Annotated in this window: 18 protein-coding genes; 12 read left to right on the plus strand and 6 right to left on the minus strand. The window is 70.6% G+C overall.

Annotated features, from left to right (window positions below; genetic code table 11):
* The first annotated feature begins 4 nt into the window (after positions 1 to 4).
* Genes ELX43_RS08225 through ELX43_RS08255 form a run of 7 tightly spaced genes read left to right on the plus strand, consistent with a single transcriptional unit; the run spans position 5 to position 8,082 of the window.
* Complete coding sequence (locus ELX43_RS08225) at positions 5 to 1,618, plus strand: ABC transporter substrate-binding protein (protein WP_164860616.1); 1,614 nt, start codon at positions 5 to 7, stop codon at positions 1,616 to 1,618.
* A gap of 5 nt (positions 1,619 to 1,623) precedes the next feature.
* The gene (locus tag ELX43_RS08230; protein ID WP_127782947.1) at positions 1,624 to 2,616 is read left to right on the plus strand and encodes an ABC transporter permease; all 993 of its coding nucleotides are present in this window, start codon (positions 1,624 to 1,626) and stop codon (positions 2,614 to 2,616) included.
* Positions 2,613 to 4,298 carry a dipeptide/oligopeptide/nickel ABC transporter permease/ATP-binding protein gene (locus ELX43_RS08235; protein WP_127782948.1) on the plus strand — a complete coding sequence of 562 codons (1,686 nt, stop codon included), beginning with the start codon at positions 2,613 to 2,615 and terminating at the stop codon, positions 4,296 to 4,298. Before ELX43_RS08230 ends, ELX43_RS08235 begins: the two co-directional genes overlap by 4 nt.
* Positions 4,298 to 5,074, plus strand: coding sequence for an ABC transporter ATP-binding protein (locus tag ELX43_RS08240; protein WP_127782949.1), 777 nt, complete (start codon positions 4,298 to 4,300; stop codon positions 5,072 to 5,074). The genes ELX43_RS08235 and ELX43_RS08240 overlap by 1 nt, the downstream gene beginning before the upstream one ends.
* 5 nt (positions 5,075 to 5,079) lie before the next feature.
* Positions 5,080 to 6,414 (plus strand): hypothetical protein, encoded by a 1,335-nt coding sequence (locus ELX43_RS08245; protein ID WP_127782950.1) that lies wholly within the window; start codon positions 5,080 to 5,082, stop codon positions 6,412 to 6,414.
* Positions 6,411 to 6,932, plus strand: a complete 522-nt coding sequence (locus ELX43_RS08250) for a hypothetical protein (protein ID WP_127782951.1) — start codon at positions 6,411 to 6,413, stop codon at positions 6,930 to 6,932. Before ELX43_RS08245 ends, ELX43_RS08250 begins: the two co-directional genes overlap by 4 nt.
* A 16-nt stretch (positions 6,933 to 6,948) precedes the next feature.
* Positions 6,949 to 8,082 (plus strand): FAD-dependent oxidoreductase, encoded by a 1,134-nt coding sequence (locus tag ELX43_RS08255; RefSeq protein WP_127782952.1) that lies wholly within the window; start codon positions 6,949 to 6,951, stop codon positions 8,080 to 8,082.
* 53 nt (positions 8,083 to 8,135) lie between these two features.
* Here ELX43_RS08255 and ELX43_RS08260 read toward each other — a convergent pair whose 3' ends face one another.
* The 5 genes from ELX43_RS08260 to ELX43_RS08280 all read right to left on the minus strand — a co-directional run bounded on the left by ELX43_RS08260 (position 8,136) and on the right by ELX43_RS08280 (position 13,370).
* The gene (locus ELX43_RS08260; RefSeq protein ID WP_127782953.1) at positions 8,136 to 9,737 is read right to left on the minus strand and encodes a GMC family oxidoreductase; all 1,602 of its coding nucleotides are present in this window, start codon (positions 9,735 to 9,737) and stop codon (positions 8,136 to 8,138) included.
* Between the two features lie 134 nt (positions 9,738 to 9,871).
* Positions 9,872 to 10,441 (minus strand): TetR/AcrR family transcriptional regulator, encoded by a 570-nt coding sequence (locus tag ELX43_RS08265; RefSeq protein WP_127782954.1) that lies wholly within the window; start codon positions 10,439 to 10,441, stop codon positions 9,872 to 9,874.
* A 61-nt stretch (positions 10,442 to 10,502) separates the two neighbouring features.
* A complete protein-coding gene (locus ELX43_RS08270) occupies positions 10,503 to 12,287 on the minus strand; it encodes an amidohydrolase family protein (protein ID WP_127782955.1) in 1,785 nt (594 codons plus the stop codon).
* 109 nt (positions 12,288 to 12,396) lie between these two features.
* Positions 12,397 to 12,975 carry a zeta toxin family protein gene (locus ELX43_RS08275; protein ID WP_127782956.1) on the minus strand — a complete coding sequence of 193 codons (579 nt, stop codon included), beginning with the start codon at positions 12,973 to 12,975 and terminating at the stop codon, positions 12,397 to 12,399.
* Positions 12,976 to 12,977: 2 nt separating this feature from the next.
* Complete coding sequence (locus ELX43_RS08280; RefSeq protein ID WP_127782957.1) at positions 12,978 to 13,370, minus strand: hypothetical protein; 393 nt, start codon at positions 13,368 to 13,370, stop codon at positions 12,978 to 12,980.
* 289 nt (positions 13,371 to 13,659) lie between these two features.
* Here ELX43_RS08280 and ELX43_RS08285 point away from each other — a divergent pair, with 289 nt between their 5' ends.
* Together ELX43_RS08285 and ELX43_RS08290 are read left to right on the plus strand one after the other, a co-directional pair.
* The gene (locus ELX43_RS08285; protein WP_127782958.1) at positions 13,660 to 14,223 is read left to right on the plus strand and encodes a dihydrofolate reductase family protein; all 564 of its coding nucleotides are present in this window, start codon (positions 13,660 to 13,662) and stop codon (positions 14,221 to 14,223) included.
* A 123-nt stretch (positions 14,224 to 14,346) separates the two neighbouring features.
* Positions 14,347 to 15,435: an SDR family oxidoreductase gene (locus tag ELX43_RS08290; RefSeq protein ID WP_127782959.1), complete on the plus strand. Its 1,089-nt coding sequence runs from the start codon at positions 14,347 to 14,349 to the stop codon at positions 15,433 to 15,435.
* Positions 15,436 to 15,439: 4 nt separating this feature from the next.
* On the opposite strand, the gene ELX43_RS08295 is transcribed toward ELX43_RS08290, so the two are convergent.
* Positions 15,440 to 16,246: an inositol monophosphatase gene (locus tag ELX43_RS08295; protein WP_127782960.1), complete on the minus strand. Its 807-nt coding sequence runs from the start codon at positions 16,244 to 16,246 to the stop codon at positions 15,440 to 15,442.
* Positions 16,247 to 16,393: 147 nt separating this feature from the next.
* Here ELX43_RS08295 and ELX43_RS08300 point away from each other — a divergent pair, with 147 nt between their 5' ends.
* The 3 genes from ELX43_RS08300 to ELX43_RS08310 all read left to right on the plus strand — a co-directional run bounded on the left by ELX43_RS08300 (position 16,394) and on the right by ELX43_RS08310 (position 19,835).
* Complete coding sequence (locus tag ELX43_RS08300; protein WP_127782961.1) at positions 16,394 to 17,710, plus strand: TerD family protein; 1,317 nt, start codon at positions 16,394 to 16,396, stop codon at positions 17,708 to 17,710.
* Positions 17,711 to 17,808: 98 nt separating this feature from the next.
* A complete protein-coding gene (locus ELX43_RS08305; protein WP_127782962.1) occupies positions 17,809 to 19,041 on the plus strand; it encodes a Fic family protein in 1,233 nt (410 codons plus the stop codon).
* A 143-nt stretch (positions 19,042 to 19,184) separates the two neighbouring features.
* A complete protein-coding gene (locus ELX43_RS08310) occupies positions 19,185 to 19,835 on the plus strand; it encodes a maleylpyruvate isomerase family mycothiol-dependent enzyme (RefSeq protein WP_127782963.1) in 651 nt (216 codons plus the stop codon).
* Positions 19,836 to 19,854 lie beyond the last annotated feature (19 nt).

Below are 19,854 nucleotides of genomic sequence, written 5' to 3' on the forward strand. Positions count from 1 at the left end.
CGCCGTGTCCGCCCTGCTCGCCTCCGCGCTGCTGGTGACGGCCTGCGGATCCGGCGACAACGCCTCGGACAGCGCTCTGGAGGGCCCGGCGACAGCATCGAGCCTGACCATCGCGGTGGACAAGGACTCCGGTCCGCTCAACCTCTTCGCGGGCCAGACCGACCAGCTGACCGAGCTGGTCTACGACAAGCTGCTGGCGCCGTCGCCGTACGTGGACGACCCGAAGCCGTGGCTGGCCACCTCCGTCACCCAGGTGAGCGCCTCCACCTGGGAGGTGGCGCTGCGCGACGGCGTCACCTGGCACGACGGTGCACCGTTCACCGCCGACGACGTGGTCTTCAGCTTCCACTACATGCACCAGGCCCCCACCGGTCGGTTCACCCACCACGTGAACGACACGCCGTCGATCTCGACGGTGGAGACGACGGCGGCCGGGGGAGTGCGCTTCACCTGCGACTACGCGTGCCCGGAGCTGGGCCCGGTCACGCTGGCCGACCTCCCGATCGTCCCCAAGCACGTGTGGTCCACCGTCGACCCGGCCAAGGCGAAGGAGCACGCCGCGCTGCCGATCGGCACCGGCCCCTACCAGCTGGTGGACTACAGCCCCACCTCCGGCTACCGGTTCACGGCCAACGCCAACTACTTCGCGGGCAAGCCGACGGTGGACGAGCTGGTGATGCCGGTGATCGCGGACCCCTCCGCCACGTTCACCGCGCTGCGCTCCGGGCAGATCGACGCGACCACCCGGGCGCTCACGCCGGAGCTCACCGACGAGTTCCGCCGCTCCTCCCAGGTCGGCGTGGTCAAGACCTCCCCGCTGCGCTACCCCGAGCTCAAGCTCAACTTCCTCGAGGCGCCGTTCAGCGAGGCGAAGTTCCGCACGGCCTTGAACAAGGCCGTCGACCGCGACCAGCTGCTCGAGGTGGTGGGACTGGGGCAGGGGCGCCCCGCCACGCAGGGCTACGTCCACCCGGATGCGCCGTACGCCAACCCCACCGAGTCGCCCTACGACGTCGCGGGCGCCAACACGATCCTGGACGAGCTCGGGTACGTGGACGACGACGGCGACGGTTTCCGGGAGAACGCCGCGGGGGAGAAGCTGACCTACCGGATCCATGCCAACGGGGGGCTGGCTCCCGACGTGCGCGCAGCGCAGCTGCTCACCGAGGACTTCCGCAAGGTCGGTCTGGACGTGTCGGTCGTCGCGGTGGACACCGGCTCGCTGTCGGACATCGCGGCGAAGAAGACCTACGACATGTACGTCACGACCAACTCGCCGCACGCGGTGGCCGACCCGACGCAGTTCATCATGTCCCACCGCTCCGGCAACCTCTGGAAGGCGCCGTCGGTGCCGTACCCGGAGTACGACGCGCTGTACGAGAAGTGGAGGAAGACCGAGACCAACGAGGCACGGCTCGCGGTGCTCGACGAGATTCAGACCCTGTTCAACCAGCAGCCCACCGTGCTCGGCCTGTACTACCCGGACGAGTACTTCGGCGTGCGCGCCGACAGCTTCGCCGGCTGGGTGGAGACCCCGGGCTACGGCGTCGTGCACAAGTGGTCGTTCCTGCCGCGCGAGGTCAGCGAGTCCGCCGGCGCCATCGCGCCGGTGCGCTGAGCGCGATGCCCCTGCTGCGACGGGTCGGGCAGTACCTGCTGGTGCTCTGGGCCGCGGTGACGCTGAACTTCGCGCTGCCCTACCTCGCGCCGGGTGACCCGGTGCAGTACCTCTACGGCGGCGAGGAAGGCAACCTCGCACCGGAGCACGTGGCGCAGCTCCGTCAGGACTACGGGCTCGACCGGTCGGTCCTCGAGCAGTACGTGTCCTTCTGGGGCGGGCTGCTGCACGGGGACCTGGGCACGTCGGTCGCGCACAACCGCCCGGTGTCGGACGTGCTCGTGGACAAGCTGCCCTGGACGCTGGCGCTGGTGGGCACCGCGATGGTCCTCGCCGCGGTGCTGGGCACCCTGCTCGGCACCTGGGCGGCCTGGCGGCGGGGCAGCCGGCGGGAGACCGCCACCGTCACCGGGGTGCTCGCGGTGGACTCGATGCCTGGCTTCTGGGTGGGCATGATCTTGATCGCGGTCTTCTCGGTGCAGCTGGGCTGGTTCCCGTCCTACGGCGCGGCGCCGATCGAGGCCAGCGGCTGGTCCTGGTTCACCGCGGTGGCCGTCCGCATGGTCCTGCCGGTGCTCACCCTGGTGATCGCCAGCATCGGCGGGTTCTTCCTGCTGGCCCGGGCGTCCACGGTGAGCGTGCTGGACGAGCCGTTCATCCGGCTCGCTCGGGCCAAGGGGCTCAGCGAGCGCAGCGTGGCGCTGGGCCACGCCCTGCGCAACGCCCTGCTGCCGGTGTTCACCAGCCTCACCCTCACCGCCGGCACGCTGCTCTCCGGCGCGGTGGTGGTGGAGAGCGTGTTCGCCTACCCCGGCCTGGGCAAGCTCACCTACGACGCGGTCACCACCCGGGACTACCCGCTGCTGCAGGGCGCCTTCCTGCTGGCGACCATCGGCATCGTCGCCGCCAACCTGCTGGCCGACCTCGCCTACCCGATCCTGGACCCACGGGTGCGGCGCGAGCGCGTCACCCACCACCGGAAAGAGGTCAGCGCATGACCGTCTCGGCCCGCTCCCGGCGGATGGCGGTGGCCGGCAGCGCGATCCTGGCCCTGCTGGTGCTCTGCGTGGTCGCGGCGCCGCTGCTCGCGCCGCACGATCCCACCGAGCGGGTCACCCGCCCGTTCGCCCGACCGTCGGCCGCGCACTGGCTCGGCGCCGACGACGTGGGCCACGACCTGCTCTCCCAGCTGATCCACGGCGCCCGCACCTCCCTGCTGGTCGGCCTGGTCGCGGCCCTGGCGGCGACGGTGATCGGCGCGCTGGTCGGAGTGGTGGCGGGCTACTGCCGCGGCTGGGTGGACGCGGTGCTGATGCGGATCGTGGACGTGATCCTCACCCTCCCGGTCCTGCCGCTGACCATCGTCATCGGCGTCTTCCTCGGCCCGGGCGTCAGCACCCAGATCCTGGTGATCTCCGCGGTGCTGTGGGCGGGCCTGGCCCGGGAGCTGCGCTCGCAGGTGCTGTCGCTGCGCGAGCGCGACCACGTCCAGGCGCTGCGGGCGATGGGCGCCGGGTCGGGCTACGTGCTGCGTAGGCACGTCTCTCGCGCGGTGCTTCCCCTGGTGGTCCCGCAGTTCATCCTGGCGGCCAAGACGGCGATCCTGCTGGAGGCGTCCCTGGCGTTCCTCGGCCTCGGCGACATCTCCGCCTCCAGCTGGGGCTCCATGCTCGCCATGGCCAGCTCCCGCAGCGCGTTCCTCACCGATGCCTGGCTGTGGTGGGTGATGCCGCCGGGAGTGGCCATCGCGCTCACCGTGCTGGGCTTCGCGCTGCTCGGCAACGCGCTGGAGGAGCGCTCCCGCCCGGTGCTGAGCCGACGCAGGAAGACTGCCGCTGGCCGTGGCCGGTCCGCCGGCGACGCAGGGCCCCCCAACCACGACCACAGTGCGGCGCTGCAGATCGAGAACCTCACTGTCTCCTACGGCCCGGGCAGCTCCGGAGTGCACGGGGTGTCGCTGAGCGTCGCGGCCGGTGAGGTGGTGGCGCTGGTCGGCGAGTCGGGCAGCGGCAAGTCCACGGTGGCGGCCTCGACCGTGGGGCTGCTCCCGCCGGCCGCCGAGATCGTGGGCGGGACGGTGCACGTGGCGGGGCAGGAGGTGACCACGATGTCTGCCGCGGGCCTGCGGGCGTTGCGTGGCAACCGCATCGCGCTCGTCCCGCAGGAGGCGATGTGTGCGCTCGACCCGGTGCACACCATCGGTGCCCAGCTGGTCGAAGCCGTCCTGGTGCACACCCGGTGCACCAGGGGACAGGCGCGGGAGCGGGCCACCGAGCTGCTGGGCCACGTCGGCATCGACCCCGCCCGCATCGACGCCTACCCACACCAGCTCTCCGGCGGGATGCGCCAACGCGTGGTGATCGCGATGGCCCTGGCCAACGACCCGGCGGTGCTGGTGGCGGACGAGCCGACCAGCGGGCTGGACGTGCTGATGGAGGTCGAGATCCTCGCGCTGCTGGCGGACCTGCGCCGACGGAGGAACCTCGGCCTGCTGATCGTCTCGCACAACCTGCGCGTGGTGGAACAGGTCGCGGACCGCATCGCGGTGATGAAGGACGGCGAGATCGTGGAGGTCGGCCCGACCGCACAGATCGTCGGCGAACCCGCCCACTCGTACACCCGCAGGCTGATCGGCTCCGTCGTGCGGCTGGCACCGGTGCGGGAGCGGGTGAGCGCCTGATGAGCCTGCTGGAGATCCGTGGTCTCACGGTGTCCTTCCCCGGCCGCACCGCGGTGGAGGACGTCTGCCTGGACGTCGAGGCGGGCGAGTCCGTCGCGCTGGTCGGAGGGTCGGGGGCCGGCAAGTCCACGGTGGCCCGCGTGGTGGTGGGACTCGAGCAACCCTCGGCCGGGCAGGTGCGCTTCCAGGGCACCGACGTGGTGGGCATGCGTCGCCGAGCCGCGCGCGCCGTGCGGCGGGACGTGCACCTGGTCTTCCAGGACCCCTACGCCTCGCTTCCCCCCACCCTCACCGTCGCCGACATCGTCGCCGAGCCCATGGTGATCCACCGGATCGGCAGCGCCACCAGCCGACGGGACGCCGTGCGGCAGGCGCTGGCAGCGGTGAACCTCGACCCGGCCGAGCGCTACGCCAGCAGGTACGCCCACGAGCTCTCCGGTGGCGAGCGCCAGCGCGTGGCCTTCGCCCGCGCCGTGGTCACCGGGCCCAAGCTCGTCATCGCCGACGAACCGACCAGTGGGCTCGACGCGTCCCTGCGCATGCAGGTCATCGAGCTGATGGAGCGGTTGAACCGCGAGCAGGGCATCGCGATCCTGCACATCACCCATGACCTGGCGCTGGCTCAGCGCGGGTCGCAGCGGGTGGTGGTGATGCAGCACGGACGGGTGGTCGAGAGCGGCCCGGTCGCGTCGGTCCTCGGCGATCCCCAGCACCCGTACACCCAGGCGTTGGTGGCTGCCTCCAGCCACCCGCACATCGCACAGAAGGAGCTCTGACCGCAATGTTTGCACTGGTGACGATGTACCCGACCGGGGAGCTGTCCCCGTTCGCCGCAGGAGCGCTGGGGCACGACGTCTCGCCGATCGACTGCTACGACCTGTCCGACGCGACGCTGGGGCCGCACCAGGTGCTGGTGATCGGGTCGAACGTCGACCAGGAGCACCTCGCCCGCCGCCGCGGGGTGGTCCGTCGGTTCCTGGACGCCGGGAAGGTGGTCATCTTCTGCGGCCACCTCAACCAGGACTGGCTGCCAGGGGCGCGGCACTTCGAGCCGGTGATTCCGCCGCGACGGAAGAACTACAAGGTGACCGAGGCCGCGGATCACCCGGTGTTCCGTGGCGTGGCGCTGGAGCACATGAGCGAGCGACGCGGGGTGGCCGGGTTCTTCGCCCGCGGGCACCACCCGGTGCCCGACGGCGCCGAGGTGCTGGTGCGGCTGGTCGGTGGCCAGCCGGTCACCTACGTCGACCGGGTCTCCACGGCGGGGACGATCTTCGTGCACGCCACCGGTGACCTTTTCGGGTACGCGACCGGGCTGGCGGACAACACCGCCGCCAAGATCCCCGGGCAGCTCGCCGACTGGGCCGCCGCGGAAGCCAGCCAGCTGCAGAACCAGCCCCTCCGGCCGACCCCGCCCCTCGACCAGTGGGGCCCGCTGCCCGTGAGCCCGTCCACGGCGACCGGCCGGGGACTGGCCGCGGTGTACGGCGGCAGCTCGCACCACCACCGCGCGCTGACCACGCCCAAGTACGCCCAGCACCTCACCGGCGGAATGCTCTACCTGCCCGAGCTGGCGCAGACCGACCTGACCGGCTACGACGGCGTCATCATCCCCGAGCGCATCCACCAGGGACTGCTCGACGCCGCGGCGCCTCGCATCCTGGAGCTGCTCGAGGCCGGCGGCACCGTGGTGTCGTTCAGCGGCGGCGAGCCGCTGCCCGGGTTCCTGCCCGGCGTCCAGTGGGAGCACCGGCCCACCAACTACTGGTGGTGGCTGGAGCCCGGGGCGGACCTGGGCATGAGCACCCCCAACCCGCACCACTCCTTCTTCGGCCGGATGGGCGTCGAGGACTGCACCTGGCACTACCACGGGGCCGTCCAGCCGCCGCCCGGCGCGGAGGTGCTGCTCACCCTGCCCAACGGCGACGTGCTGGCCTACGTCGACCAGGTCAGCACTCCGGGAACGATGGTGATCGCGACCCTCGACCCGATGTCGCACTACGGGGCGTACTTCATGCCCGCGACGGAGCGATTCCTCGACGGATTCATGCCCTGGATCTCCGAGTTCAGCCAGACCGCCAACAATGGCGGCACGACAGTGAGGACTGCATCATGACCAACCCGCTCGAGGTGATGGACCAGGGCACCCTGCTCACCTTCGACTTCGACGACGCCCTGCGCTACCACGGGCCGCTGGCGCCCGGCGGAGTTGCCCACGCCTACCAGGTGCTGGCCCGCGGGCTGCAGGCGCTGGGCAAGAACGGCCCCGTCGAGCGGCGCGACATCACGGTCACCACCTCCCACGGCGGCCCGGGCGTCCGCGACACCTTCGAGCTGGTGACCCGGGCGGTGACCGAGGGGCGCTACACCGTGGACGGTGCCCTGAAGCGGCCGGAGCGCGGTCGCACGATGGAGATCTACGTCTTCCGGCTGGACTACCGCGGCGAGAGCGTCACGCTGGTGGTCCGGGAGGGATTCGTCCGGGACGAGTACATCGCCCTCTCCCGCAAGGCAGCCCGCACCGCGGAGGAGGAGGCTCGGCTGGTGGTGGTCAAGCAGGAGATGGCGGACCGGGTGATGGCCAGCCCGGCTGGGGACGTCTACGACGTGGTCTCCAGCGTGGGCGCGGCGTGAGGCCGGTCGCTGCGCGATGACCGGGAGCGGGACGGCTCACCCGGACGTCGACGTGGTGGTGGTCGGCGCCGGGCAGGCCGGGCTGGCGGCGGCGCACCACCTGAGCCGCCGGCTGCCCGCGGGTGGCTCGTTCGTGGTGCTGGACGCCAACGACGGTCCGGGGGGCGCGTGGCGGCACCGGTGGGACTCCCTCACCCTGGGCCGCGCGCACCGGGTGCACGACCTGCCCGGCCTGCCGCTGGTCGACCCCGACCCGGACCAGCCCGCCGCGCAGGTGGTCGCCGACTACTACGGCCGCTACGAGCAGCACTACGCCCTGCCGGTCCGCCGTCCCGTTCGGGTCGCCGCGGTGACGGCGCCGGAGGGTCCGCAGGGTCCGCTGGTGGTGGCCACCGACGCCGGCACCTGGACCACCCGCGCGCTGATCAGCGCCACCGGCACCTGGGACCGCCCCTACTGGCCGCGCTACCCCGGGCAGGAGCGCTTCGGTGGCCGCCAGCTGCACACCCACGACTACACCTCGGCGGAGGACTTCCGCGGGCAGCGCGTGGTGGTGGTGGGCGGTGGCACCTCGGCCGTGCAGCACCTGCTGGAGATCGCGCCCGTCGCCGCGAGCACCACGTGGGTCACCCGCCGACCGCCCCAGTTCGTCGACCGCCCCTTCGACGCGGAGTGGGGTCGCGAGGTGGAGCGCCGGGTGGCGGAGCGGGTGCGCGCCGGGCTGCCGCCGGTGAGCGTGGTGGGCACCACCGGTCTGCCGCTCACCGAGGAGTACCGGCGGGGGATCGACTCCGGTGTGCTGGTGGCCCGGCCGATGTTCACCGAGATCACCCCGCGCGGGGTGCGCTTCGCCGACGGTGCCGAGGTGGTCGCCGACGTCATCCTCTGGGCCACCGGCTTCCGGGCGTCGCTGGATCACCTGGCGCCGCTGCACCTGCGCGAGCCCAGCGGCGGGATCCGGATGGCGGACACCACGGTGGTCCGGGATCCACGGGTCCAGCTGGTCGGGTTCGGGCCGTCGGCCTCCACGCTGGGCGCCACCCGCGCCGGTCGCCTCGCTGCGCTCGCGGCGGTGCGCAGCCTGACGACATCCGGCACCGGCCTGACCAGGGAGAATGAGCACCAACCTCAACCTCAAGTAGAGAGTTAACAGCGTTAACCGTTGAGTTGAGGTTGAGGCTTTCTCTGGTCTCGTGGACGCGGTCAGATGAGGGTGCCGACGTCGGTGCGCACCAGGTGGTCCATCGCCCGCTCGGCCACGGCCGCGATGGTCATCGACGGGTTGCAGGCCGCGGCGCTGCCGGGCAGCAGGGCACCGTCGAGCACGTACAGCCCGGGCTGGTCGTGCACCCGGCCCTCCAGGTCGCAGACCGTGCCCATGCTCGCCCCGCCCAGCGGGTGCCAGGTGGACGGGAAGTAGTCGTTGGTGTCGGTGACGATGCTGGCGGGGCCGGCGATCCTGCGCACGATCGGGTCGATGTGGCCGGTCTGGATGGCGGTGTCGCCGTCCTTGGGCCAGTGCAGCACGGCGTTGTCGGTGGCGGAGTCGTAGCGGAAGCTGCCGCGGCTCTCGCTCACGCCGTAGCCGACCAGCATGGTGCTGCGCGCGTCGAAGCCCACGGGCGGCATGGAGGCCTGGATGACGGTGCAGGCGGTGGCCGGGTCGGCCCAGCTCTTGCTGCCGTAGACCACCGGGCCGCCCTGGGGCACCCCGAACCCGGTCGCGAGGTCGGTCCAGACGTAGATGCGGTCGGCGTTGGTGCCCCAGTTGCCGCCGAGGGCGTCGGGCAGGTCGGGGATCTGCCCGGTGGCCGCGGCCCGCACCAGCAGCTTGGTGGTGTTGAGGCTGCCGGCGGCCATCACCAGGGTCTTGGTGGTGAGGATCTTGGTCTCCAGCACCGTGCCGGCGCGGTCGATGCGCTCCACGTGCACCGTCCAGCGGCCGTCCTTCGCGCGGGCCACGTCGGTCACCTGGTGCAGGGTGCGCACGTCCACCCGTCCGGTGGCCTCGGCGGCGGCGAGGTAGGTGACGTCGATGGAGTGCTTGCCGCCGTTGTTCACCCCGAAGGCCCCGTCACCGTTGGTGTAGGACGGCTTCATCTCGCCGCGGGTCTCCGCCAGGGCGTAGCTCCAGTCGATGGGCATGGGGATCTTCTCCACGGGAAGGCCCGCGCGCTGGGCGTGCTCGGCGAACACCCGGGCCGCGCGGTAGCTGGGGGTGGCGATCAGCTCGTCGGGCGCCACGGCCAGCTTGAGCATCTGCGCCACCCGCGGGTAGTGCACCCGGTTCATGGTCTGCCAGTCGAGCTCGTTCGGGAAGTGCGCGTTGAAGACGGCCTCGTCCGGCTGCAGCGTCATCCCCTGGTACACCAGGGAGCCCCCGCCGACGCCCGCGGCGCACAGGGCGGTCATGTTCTCCCCGGGCACGATCTCCAGCAGCCCGGCGTAGGGCTCGATGATCGGTCGGCCGAAGATCTGCGGGACGGACTGGTGCCAGAGGAAGCGCTTGTCCGGCGCCGACACGCGCGGGAAGGTCTCGGCGTTCGGACCGCTGGGCCAGCGGATGCCGCGCTCGAGCACCACCACCGGCACGCCCGCCTCGGCCAGCCGCAGAGCAGCGACGCCACCACCGAAGCCCGACCCGATCACCACGGCGCGGTGGTCCTCGCGGGTGACGGGGGCCGTGGGGGAGCGGCGCGCACGGGGCCCTGCCGGGGACTGGGCGCTCGCCGACTGCGGGACGGCCAGCGAGGCGGCGACCGCGGCCGCACCGGTGAGAAACGCACGACGCTTGAGCTCAGACATGGGCGGGGCTCCCGACAGAGACGTGACGTGGGCCGGTGGGGCGCCGCGCCACGCTGGTGTCCCGAGACGAGTCGCACCGGCAACCAAGCTGTTCGCTAGGCGAACTCAAAACTAGACACTGGCCGACAATAGTGTCAAGAATTGAATTCTTGGCTACCGCTGGACGGGAGTGCCGGCCGCAGCCACCGGGACAGGAAGCGCCGCAGCGCATCGTCGTCGTGGACGGCGTCGTCGTCGAAGAGCACCACCGACAGCCCGAGGCGCAGCGTGATCTCCACCAGGTCGTCCAGGCTCGACGCCACCTCCGGGTGTCGCTCCGCGAGTGGCTCGAGCAGCTGTCGGGCGATCGGCTGGGCGCGATCCATCATGCCGGGGTCGAACACCGGGCTGCCGCGCTCGGCGTGAAACAGCGTGGCGAGCACCGGGTCGGCCCGCACCGCCGACCGGGCCACGACAACCAGCTCGACCACGTAGGCCAGTGCGCTGTCGGTGGCCTCCAGGCGCTGGCGGATGTCACCGAGCAGGTCCATGGCCAGTCCGGCGACCGCCTGCGACACCAGGTCCTCCCGGGTGCCGAAGATGCTGTAGACGGTCTGCCGCGACACTCCCGCGGCGCTGGCCACTGCGGCGATGTTCACCGCCTCGAACCCGCCACCGGCGATCAGCCCCAGCGTGGCGTCCAAGATCTTTCGGCGAGACCGCATTCGGCCATTATCGGCCAGCGCTGCGGCCGGGGGAGACCAGTGCCGCGCTGCTGGAGGGCGGTCAGCGGGTGGCGGCGAGCTGGGCCGACGGCGTGGTTGCCTGGGACGCGCCGGCGCGCAGGAAGGAGCCGGTGCGCTCGGCGCCGAGGAGCTCGGTCGGGGTGCCGTCCTCGACCACCACGCGCCCGGCGATCAGCACGAGCGGAACGGCTGCGTCGTTGCGGTTGACCATCCGCGACAGCCCGCCGTACTGCTCGACCGGGTTCTCGTGGTACTCGTCGAGCTCGGCGCCCAGGTGCTCGGGGTCGACGACGAGCAGGTCCGCCCGGTCGCCGAGGCGGAGGTGGCCCGCGTCGATGCCGTACCAGTCGGCGAGCTCACCGGTCAGGCGGTGCACGGCGCGCTCGACGGTCATGAACGGCGCGCCGGCTCGCTGCGCGTCGTGCACGTGGCGCAGCAGCCGCAGGCCCATGTTGTAGAAGGCCATGTTCCGCAGGTGGGCACCCGCGTCGGAGAAGCCCATCTGGATGCCGTCGGTGACGGCCATCTTCTTGAGCAGCTCGGGACGGTGGTTGCTGATGGTGGTGTGCCACCGCAGGGCCTTGCCGTGCTCGAGCACGAGGTCCAGGAACGCATCGACCGGGTGCAGTCCATCCCGCTCGATGCCGACCTGGCCGAAGGACTTGCCGACCACGCTGGCGTCTGGGCACTCCACGATCTCGGCGTCGAAGAAGTCACGGTGCCAGACCCGCAGGCCCCACTTCTCGTCGTAGTCCTTGCGGAACTTGCGGCGGTAGTCCTCGTCGCGCAGCAGCGCGTCCCGCTGCACCGCGTCGGACAGGTGCAGGGCGGCCGCACCGGAGCCGAACTCCTCGAAGATCACCAGGTCGATGCCGTCGGCGTAGACCTCGAACGGCACCGGCAGGTGCTGCCACCGAAAGTCGCCGCCCAGTCGGTTGATCGTGCGCGACAGCGGCCCCATCAGGTGGATGACGGCCGGGTTGGCCTTGATGTCGGCCGCCGACAACAGGCTGGTCTTGAGGCGGGGCCGGCCGAGGCCCAGCGAGGTGACCAGCTGGGAGACGACGTTGCGGGGGTTCTTGATGTCGGGGCCGGACTGCAGGATGGCGCTGCGGCGACGGAGGATCGCCTGCAGGCGCCGCAGCTCCCGGGGCTTGGCGTACGTGGAGGGCAGCGTCCGCGAGCGGCAGGTCTGTCCGTCCAGCTTGTCGAACAGCAGCTGCTGCGACGACATGCCCACGAATCCCGCGTCCAGCGCCTCCTCGAGCATCTCCTCCAGCCGAGCCTGCTCGGTGCGGGTCGGGCGCACGTCGGGCCGGGTGGACCGGTCGAGCCCCATCACTGCGGCGCGGGCGTCGGAGTGGCCGAGGAACGCGGCGAGGTTGGGGCCGAGCGGGAGACGCTCGAGGGCGGCGACGTACTCGCCGGCGGTGCTCCAGGTCTTGGTCGTGTCGACCGCGCGGATGACGTCGCCGCGGGGGATCGCCTCCACCCGGCCGAACAGGTCGCCGGCGACCTCGCCGTCGACGTGGATGGTGGACAGGGAGCAGGACCCGATGAAGACCGTGGTGACCCCGTGGCGCACCGACTCGGGCAGGCCGGGGCCGTGGAGAACCTCCACGTCGTAGTGGGTGTGGATGTCGATCAGACCCGGCAGCACCCACTTGCCGGTCGCGTCCACGACCCGGGTGTCCGGTCCGGGCTGGAGCGCCTCGGTGGAGAGCGCCACCACGACCCCGTCGCGGATCCCGATGAACGCGGTCCGCGGTGCTGCGCCGGTGCCGTCGTACACCAGTCCGCCGGCGATGATGGTGTCGTAGCTCATGCGAACGCCCTCTCGAGGTGGGCCTCACCGCAGGGGAGAGCGGTACCGGCTGCTCGAACCGTATGTGACCTGCGTCATCAATGCCAGTGGCCGCAGCGTCACCCAGCGCTCAGGTCAAGGCGGCCGGGGTCCAGAGCGGCCAGGCGGGCGTGCCCACCGGCTGGCCGTACTCGTAGACCGCGACGCGACGAAACGGTTCGTCGAGACGGGAGTTGTCGTAGAAGTCGGCCCGGTCCACCCGGCCACGGGCCTGCGCGAGCAGCTCCCACAGGCGTTGGTAGCGCTGCCGGATCTTGCTCTCCGGCACCGCGTGGCCGCCATGGGCGACGCGATCGGTCACGCGGGCCACCGCCAGGCCCTCGGGAATCATGACGACGTGCAGCGACACCGTGTAACCGCAGACCTGGGCGTGGTGCAGCAGGTCCAGCTTGCTCGGGTGGCTGAAGACGGTCTCCGTGATGAAGGAGGTCTGCTGGGCCATCAGCCGGTCCCGTTCCTGCGCGGCCAACCGGGAGACCTCGCCGGCACGGCGCTGCTGCTCGGCCCGGTCGTCGGGCCACAGCCGCTCGGCGATCAGGTCGGCGTTGACGAACGGCAGGTGCATCCGCGGTACGAGCACCTCCTGGGCGAGGGTGGACTTGCCCGCCCCGTTGGAGCCCGCCAGCAGGTGCAGGACTGGTGTGCCCACCCTCAGTCGGCGTCCGGGCCGCTGGCCTCACCGTGCGTCGTTTCGTGCACCACGGCGTTGCCGTGCTCGTCGGCCTCCGACCACCGGGTGCGCCCCTGCTCGGCGAACCGGGCCCGCAGGTCCAGGGTTGCCAGGTCGGCCTCGACTCCTTCACGCCACCCGGTGCGCACCGCTGCCTGCTCCCGGTCGCCGACCTCGTCGTAGGACAGCTGCCCGGCGAGCACGCGGCCGATGTCGCGCTGGGAGATCCCAGCGGACGCCTCGAGCTCACGACCCAGGCGGGCCCAGTGGGCCAGCTGCTGAGCGGCGCTGCGGTGGGCCCGCGCGCCGGCGGCCTGCGCGGACTCGAAGAGTGCCGCGTCGAAGCGTGTGGGTGTGGTCGACGACGGTGCCATGGCCAGCTCCTCGGTTCTCGTCCAGTCCGCACTGCCAGCGTAGCAAGGTGCTACACCCACTCTAGGGCGGCGCGAGGTGACTGGGGGTGGAGCGCGGCTCGGGCGTCCGCCGGCATCGCGCGAGTCGAGCGGTTTGTCCACCCTGGCACCAGCCCTCGATATGTCACAGTGACGTATTGGGGGGTCGCAGCGGGGTGTCCGGGGACAGGGGTCTCGAAACTGGAGGCGCGGTCCGGCGATCGTCGGTGCCAGAATGTGCTGAGGACCGACTCGCGGGGAGGCTGGCGCCGTGCGGAAACTGACCTTCGGCATGAACCTGAGCCTGGACGGGTACATCGCCGCACCCGGAGGCGACATCGGCTGGAGCGCGCCGAGTGATGAGCTGTTCCAGTGGTGGTCCGACCGGGTGGGCACGACAGATCTGGCGCTGTACGGGCGCAAGCTGTGGGAGACGATGAGCTCACACTGGCCGACCGCCGACCAGCAGCCTGGTGTCACCCCGGCGGAGGTCGAGTTCGCCCACCGCTGGCGGGAGATGCCCAAGGTGGTGTTTTCCTCGACGACCAGCACGATCGACGGGGACACCCGTCTGGTCACTGGCGACGCGGTCGCCGAGATCGCCCGGCTCAAGGCCGAGGACGGCGGCCCCATGGACATCGGCGGCGCCACGCTCGCTGCGGCGGCCATGCGGGCCGGGCTGATCGACGAGTACGTGTTGGCCACCGCGCCGGTGATGGTGGGCGGCGGCACGCCGTTCTTCACGGCGCTGGACAGCTGGGTGAACCTGAACCTGGTGGAGACGCAGACGTTTCCCGGCGGCGTGGTGCTGAGCAGGTACGAGACGGTGCGCTGAGCGCCCGACGTCGGCGTTTCAGCCCCCTGGACTAAGCGCCGATAACCTACATTATGACATTTACACCGGTCAGCACGCTCCCCACCCGGTACTGCGCCCTGTCCGGTGCGTAGCCTCGAAGGCATGAGTTCCCTTGCTTCACACACCGCCCTGGTCGTCGGCGCCACTGGAATCGCCGGACAGGCCCTGTGCCGTCTCCTGGTCGGCGAGGGCTGGGACGTCCTGGGCCTGTCGCGGCGGGCTGCGAGCGACGTTCCTGGCGTGGTGTCCGTCCAGGCTGACCTGACCGACGCCGCCGGTCTGCGAGATGCCCTGGCCGGGCACCAGCCGACGCACGTCTTCCTCACCGCCTGGGCTCGCCAGGACACTGAGGAGGACAACATCCGCGTCAACAGCGCCATGGTCCGCGACGTCCTGGAGGCTGTCCGGCCCGCGGCGTCGGTGCGCCACGTCGCGCTGGTGACCGGGCTCAAGCACTACCTCGGTCCCTTCGAGGCCTACGGCAAGGGCAACCTCCCCGACACGCCCTTCCACGAGGACGAGGACCGGCTGCCCTACCCGAACTTCTACTACGCCCAGGAGGACGAGCTCTTCGCCGCCGCCGCGCGCGATGGCTTCACCTGGAGCGTGCACCGGGCTCACACGATCATCGGCTACGCCCTGGGCAACGCGATGAACATGGGCCAGACTCTCGCCGCGCAGGCCGCGCTCTGCCGCGAGCAGGGGCTGCCCTTCGTGTTCCCGGGGTCGGAGACCCAGTGGAACGGCGTGACCGACATGACCGACGCGGGGTTGCTGGCCGAGCAGATGCACTGGGCGGCCGTCACCCCCGCCGCCGCCGACACCGCCTTCAACACCGCCAACGGCGACGTCTTCCGGTGGCGCTGGATGTGGCCGCGCCTCGCCGAGCGCCTGGGCGTTGACCCCGTGGGGTACGAGGGCCACCCGCGTCCCCTGGAGGAGCAGATGGCCGACGCCGCACCGGTGTGGGCCGAGCTCGCCGCACGCGAGCAGCTGCGCGAGCACGACCTGCACCGCGTCGCCTCGTGGTGGCACACCGATGCCGACCTCGGCCGCGACATGGAGTGCTTCACCGACCTGGCCCGCAGCCGGGCCGCCGGGTTCACCGGCTACCGCTCGACGCTCGCCAGCTTCCTCGAGCTGTTCGACCGGCTCGAGCAGGATCGGGTCGTGCCCACGCCCCGTCGATGAGCTCCTAGCCGCGGTCCGGGAACGCGGCGTCGGTCTCGTCGCGACCCGGCACTGCTGACACCGGGTAGGACAAGACCGTGAGCACGTCGTCGTGCAGCGCGGCGTTGGAGTAGAAACCACCGCCCTTGTCGCTCGCGTGTCCGCCGGTGGGGTCGGTGAACCGCCCGCCCGCTTCCTGGACCAGCAAGATCCACGGAGCGTGGTCCCACGTGAAGTAGCGCTCAGCGAGGAAACCATCGATCTCCCCTCGGACGAGCTCAACCAACGGCAAGGGGCTCGAAGGCGGACGAAATCCGGCAGGCAGCCGGTCTCGTCCTGGGCTGGCAAGGGCGTCCAGCGCTGCCTCGGCCACCCTCGACGTGGCGCTGACGGAGAGACGCCGGACCTCGCCACCGACTCGAGGCCAGGCTGCTTCGAAAGCCCCACCGTCCCGCACCGCCCACCAACGAGTGCCGAGCGCGGGCGAGGTCACCACTGCCAGCGCGGTGACTCCACCGATCTCGAGGGCCACATGGATCCGCCAGTTCGGATCACCTCGGCTGAAGAACCCGGTGCCGTCAATGGGGTCAAGGATCCACAGGCGCTCGGATTCACCTTCCTGACCGTGCTCCTCCCCCAGCAACGCATCGCCCGGGCACACCGCTGAGAGGCACTCACGAAGGAGCCGCTCCACGGCGACGTCGGCTTCGGTCACAGGCGATCCGTCAGCCTTGGCGGTGGCCGTGACGCCCGACGTGAAGAACTGCAGCGCTAGATCGGCGGCTCGGTCTGCGACGTCGAAGGCGACCTGAAGGTCAGTCGAGTAATCCATCGCGGGTAGACGCTATCGGCCCAGGGCGCGGCGCGCGCGAGCAGCCACCCGACCGCAGATACTCTCCGCCGCAACGGTGCTCATAGATGATGGTCGCTGGAACGGTGATAGAGCTCGCGTTGCCAGGGACGACAAGGAGACTGCGGCATGACCGAGATCGCGAAGGGCTCGAAAACCGACCTGCGAGGGACGCAATTCACCGTCCGCATCGACAGCACGCAGCAATCCGGGCACAACGTTGATGTCGCGGCCACGTTGCTCGGACCATCGGGAAAAGTCCGGAGCGACGCGGACTTCGTGTTCTTCAACAACCCGGCTGGGGCTGGCGTAACCCTGGTTTCCGACGCGGTCGTCGAGGTGGACCTCGCCAGGGTCCCGGCAGAGGTGGACAGAGTGCTGGTGACGGCCAGCACAGAAGCGATCGGCACGACGTTCGGCGCCGTTGCGGCCCCGACGGTGCACGTCGTGAGCGACGCCGAGACCATGCAGTTTCGCCCTTCCGGACTGACCACCGAGACGGTGCTGCAGGCAGTGGCGTTCTATCGACGCGGACAGGGTTGGCGCCTCGACGCAGTGGGCCAGGGCTACAGCGGTGGACTGGCCGCGTTCGCTGCTGAGCACGGCATCGACGTCGACGACCCCGGCACTCCCCCAGCCGTCCCCGCTCCCCCGGCGCCGCCGGCCGCCGCGCCGCCGGAGCCGACATCGACGATCAGCTTCTCCAAGGTCAAGGTCGCACTGACCAAGGACTCGCCCGAGAAGAAGGCGACGATCGACCTCCGCAAGAGTCAGGGCGACCCGAGCTGGGTGTTGACGGTCGGGCTGGAGTGGGACGGGCGCGGGGCCACCTACGACCGCAACGGACAGGTCAAGCGCTTCGGCAAGGGTGACCTCGACGTCTACTTCTTCTGCCGCAACGAGGAGACCAACAATTACGTGGTCATCAGCGGCGAGAAGGGGCATCGGGGCAGCCTCGACGCCTGGCCGTTCATGCACCACGACGGAGACAGCAAGGGGCCCGGAGCGAGGTCGAAGCCGGCCACCGAGCAGGTGCGGGTGCGCCCCCAGGAGAACGGCGACCTGCTGGTGAACGTGTACCAGAGCGTCGACAACGGCGGCGGAGCCATCAACACCTTCGGCAAGCCCCGGGTGGCCATCCGCTACGGACGCATGGGGGTGGACGGGTTGCCCGGCCCGGATGCGGACGAGGTCCTGGTGTTCATCGGCAACGACGAGGACTCCTACTGGGCCACCGTCGCTCACGTCGACGTGCAGGACGGAATCCTCACGGTGGACGGGGAGACCCGCTACAGCGAGCCGGGCGAGGAGTGCATGCCAGGGCTGGACACTGCGGGGGGTTGGGTGCGGGAGCCGAAGGGCGGACCTGTCGGGCGGAGCAAGAGAGCGAACAAGGGAATCGGGTTGACCCGGTACGCCGGCAAGTGCCCGCCACCCGCGAAGTAGCCCTGTCGGGCTGAGGAAACTCCGCGTTTGGGACGGGAAACCTGCGTACCGCAGCGCTTGTTGAGACTTACCGAACGATGTCTCAGTAAGATGGTCCTATGTCAGCCACTGACCATGCAGCCGAGAGCGGCAGTGGTGTGGGCGCATGGCCGGCAGTGGCCTACGAAGAGCTGCCGTGGCGCTCCTCGATCGACCCGAGCCTCGTCTCGCGACGGGTGCGGGAGCGCCACTCTGCTCCCTACTCGGCCGCCCTCGTGCCGGCGATCGCGGCGGTGGAGCTGGCGCTGCCCGCATCGACGCTGGCACTGACCGAGGAGGCTTCCGCCGAGATAGCCCGCTTCGACGCCGAGGTCGGAGCGGAGCTGGCCCCGTTCGCCGCCATCTTGCTCCGGTCGGAATCAGCTGCGTCCTCCATGATCGAGAACCTGACCTCGGGTGCGAAGGCGATCGCGCTGGCGGAGCTGGGCGGGGTGGCCAAGCGCAACGCCGCCGAGATCGTCGCCAACGTGCGGGCCATGCAGGCTGCCGTCGCGCTGGCCGACCGGCTCGACGAGCACACCGTGCTCGCCATGCACGAGGCACTGATGGGTCATCTGCACCCGGAGGTGGCCGGACGCTGGCGGGAGGAGCAGGTGTGGATCGGTGGCGACGGCTACGGACCGCACGGGGCCGACTTCGTTCCCCCGCACCACACCCACGTGCCCGCGGCGATCGCCGACCTTCTCAACTACGCCCGCCGCGACGACGTTCCCGTGATGGCCCAGGCCGCAGTCGCCCACGCCCAGCTCGAGACCATCCACCCCTTCCCGGACGGCAACGGGCGCACCGGCCGTGCGCTGGTGCACGCCATGCTGCGCAACAAGGAGCTGACCCGCAGGGTCACCATTCCCGTGTCGGCAGGTCTGCTCACCGACACCGGCCGGTACTTCAGCGCTCTGACCGCCTACCGTGCCGGAGAGGTGGTGCCGATCGTGGAGCTGATGGCCTCGGCGTCCCTGCACGCGATCGCCAACGGTCGCCAGCTCGCCGCCGAGATCACCCGCATCCGCACCGGGTGGGACGACACGGTGGTCGCCCGCCGCGACGCCGCCGCCTGGCGCCTGGCCGACCTGGTGCTGCGCCAGCCGGTCGTGAACTCAGAGACCGTGGCCCGCGAGCTCGCGATCCCGCCGACCAGCGCGCTCGCCGCCATCGGTGTGCTCGTCTCCAGCGGAGTCCTGGTGGAGATCACGGGCGGCAAGCGCAACCGGCTGTGGCAGTCACCGGAGATCCTGGGTGCCCTGGACGACTTCGCCGCACGGGCAGGCAGGCGTCGCCTGGACGACTCCTAGCCACTCAGGGGAGATCTGGCCGCCGGCGGTGAGGAACCGCGTCCGAACGCGGACCTCACGCCATTGTCGAGAGGCAACCAGTGGTCATCTCCGCCACGTAGCGGTTTTGGCTGGCCGGTCGGATCGCATGGTTGTATTGCCCCATGCGTTCCCAGCCTTCGGCCGCAGTGTGGCCAGCCGTTCACCACGAACGCCACATCCTTGTTGGAGAACTTGAATCGCTCACCTCAGAGCAATGGGCCCAGCCCTCGCTCTGCCCCGGCTGGGACGTTCACGACGTCGTGGCTCATCTCGTGGATTCCGCGAAGACGACTCGCCTCGGCTTTCTCCGTCGAATGGTGACCGCGAGGCTCGATTTTGACAAGGCCACGGCACACGGGGTCGTCAGGGAACGTGGCGCGACTCCAGGCGCGACCTTGGCTGAGCTCCGCCGCGTGCGCGAAGCAACCACGACGCCGCCCGCTGCCCTGGCAACACGACTCGTCGAGATCATCGTGCATGGTGAGGACATTCGGCGTCCCCTGGGTCTGGTGCACTCCTACCCGGTTGAGTCGGTCAACGCGGCCTTGTCTTATCAGCTCAGGACCTCCGTCTCCATGGGCGGTGGCAAGGAACGCGCAGCTGGATTCCGGCTGCACGCTTCCGACGCACGGTTCGAGCACGGTTCTGGATCAGATGTCACAGGAACCTCCTTGGCACTTCTCATGGCCATCTCGGGCCGCCCCGCCGACAAGGAAGATTTCTCCGGTGACGGTGCCGCCACGTTCCTGCACAAGCTAGAACAAGCGTCTTGATGAGCAGCCACGTCCCGTG

Source organism: Rhodococcus sp. X156 (genome assembly GCF_004006015.1).
Lineage (GTDB): Bacteria > Actinomycetota > Actinomycetes > Mycobacteriales > Mycobacteriaceae > X156.

Bases quoted from the DNA above. Each gene is read 5' to 3' on its own strand.
- ELX43_RS08230 (WP_127782947.1), top strand. From the start codon at position 1,624: ATGCCCCTGCTGCGACGGGTCGGGCAGTACCTGCTGGTGCTCTGGGCC.
- ELX43_RS08235 (WP_127782948.1), top strand. From the start codon at position 2,613: ATGACCGTCTCGGCCCGCTCCCGGCGGATGGCGGTGGCCGGCAGCGCG.
- ELX43_RS08240 (WP_127782949.1), top strand. From the start codon at position 4,298: ATGAGCCTGCTGGAGATCCGTGGTCTCACGGTGTCCTTCCCCGGCCGC.
- ELX43_RS08245 (WP_127782950.1), top strand. From the start codon at position 5,080: ATGTTTGCACTGGTGACGATGTACCCGACCGGGGAGCTGTCCCCGTTC.
- ELX43_RS08250 (WP_127782951.1), top strand. From the start codon at position 6,411: ATGACCAACCCGCTCGAGGTGATGGACCAGGGCACCCTGCTCACCTTC.
- ELX43_RS08255 (WP_127782952.1), top strand. From the start codon at position 6,949: ATGACCGGGAGCGGGACGGCTCACCCGGACGTCGACGTGGTGGTGGTC.
- ELX43_RS08260 (WP_127782953.1), bottom strand. From the start codon at position 9,737: ATGTCTGAGCTCAAGCGTCGTGCGTTTCTCACCGGTGCGGCCGCGGTC.
- ELX43_RS08265 (WP_127782954.1), bottom strand. From the start codon at position 10,441: ATGCGGTCTCGCCGAAAGATCTTGGACGCCACGCTGGGGCTGATCGCC.
- ELX43_RS08270 (WP_127782955.1), bottom strand. From the start codon at position 12,287: ATGAGCTACGACACCATCATCGCCGGCGGACTGGTGTACGACGGCACC.
- ELX43_RS08280 (WP_127782957.1), bottom strand. From the start codon at position 13,370: ATGGCACCGTCGTCGACCACACCCACACGCTTCGACGCGGCACTCTTC.
- ELX43_RS08290 (WP_127782959.1), top strand. From the start codon at position 14,347: ATGAGTTCCCTTGCTTCACACACCGCCCTGGTCGTCGGCGCCACTGGA.
- ELX43_RS08295 (WP_127782960.1), bottom strand. From the start codon at position 16,246: ATGGATTACTCGACTGACCTTCAGGTCGCCTTCGACGTCGCAGACCGA.
- ELX43_RS08300 (WP_127782961.1), top strand. From the start codon at position 16,394: ATGACCGAGATCGCGAAGGGCTCGAAAACCGACCTGCGAGGGACGCAA.
- ELX43_RS08305 (WP_127782962.1), top strand. From the start codon at position 17,809: ATGTCAGCCACTGACCATGCAGCCGAGAGCGGCAGTGGTGTGGGCGCA.
- ELX43_RS08310 (WP_127782963.1), top strand. From the start codon at position 19,185: ATGCGTTCCCAGCCTTCGGCCGCAGTGTGGCCAGCCGTTCACCACGAA.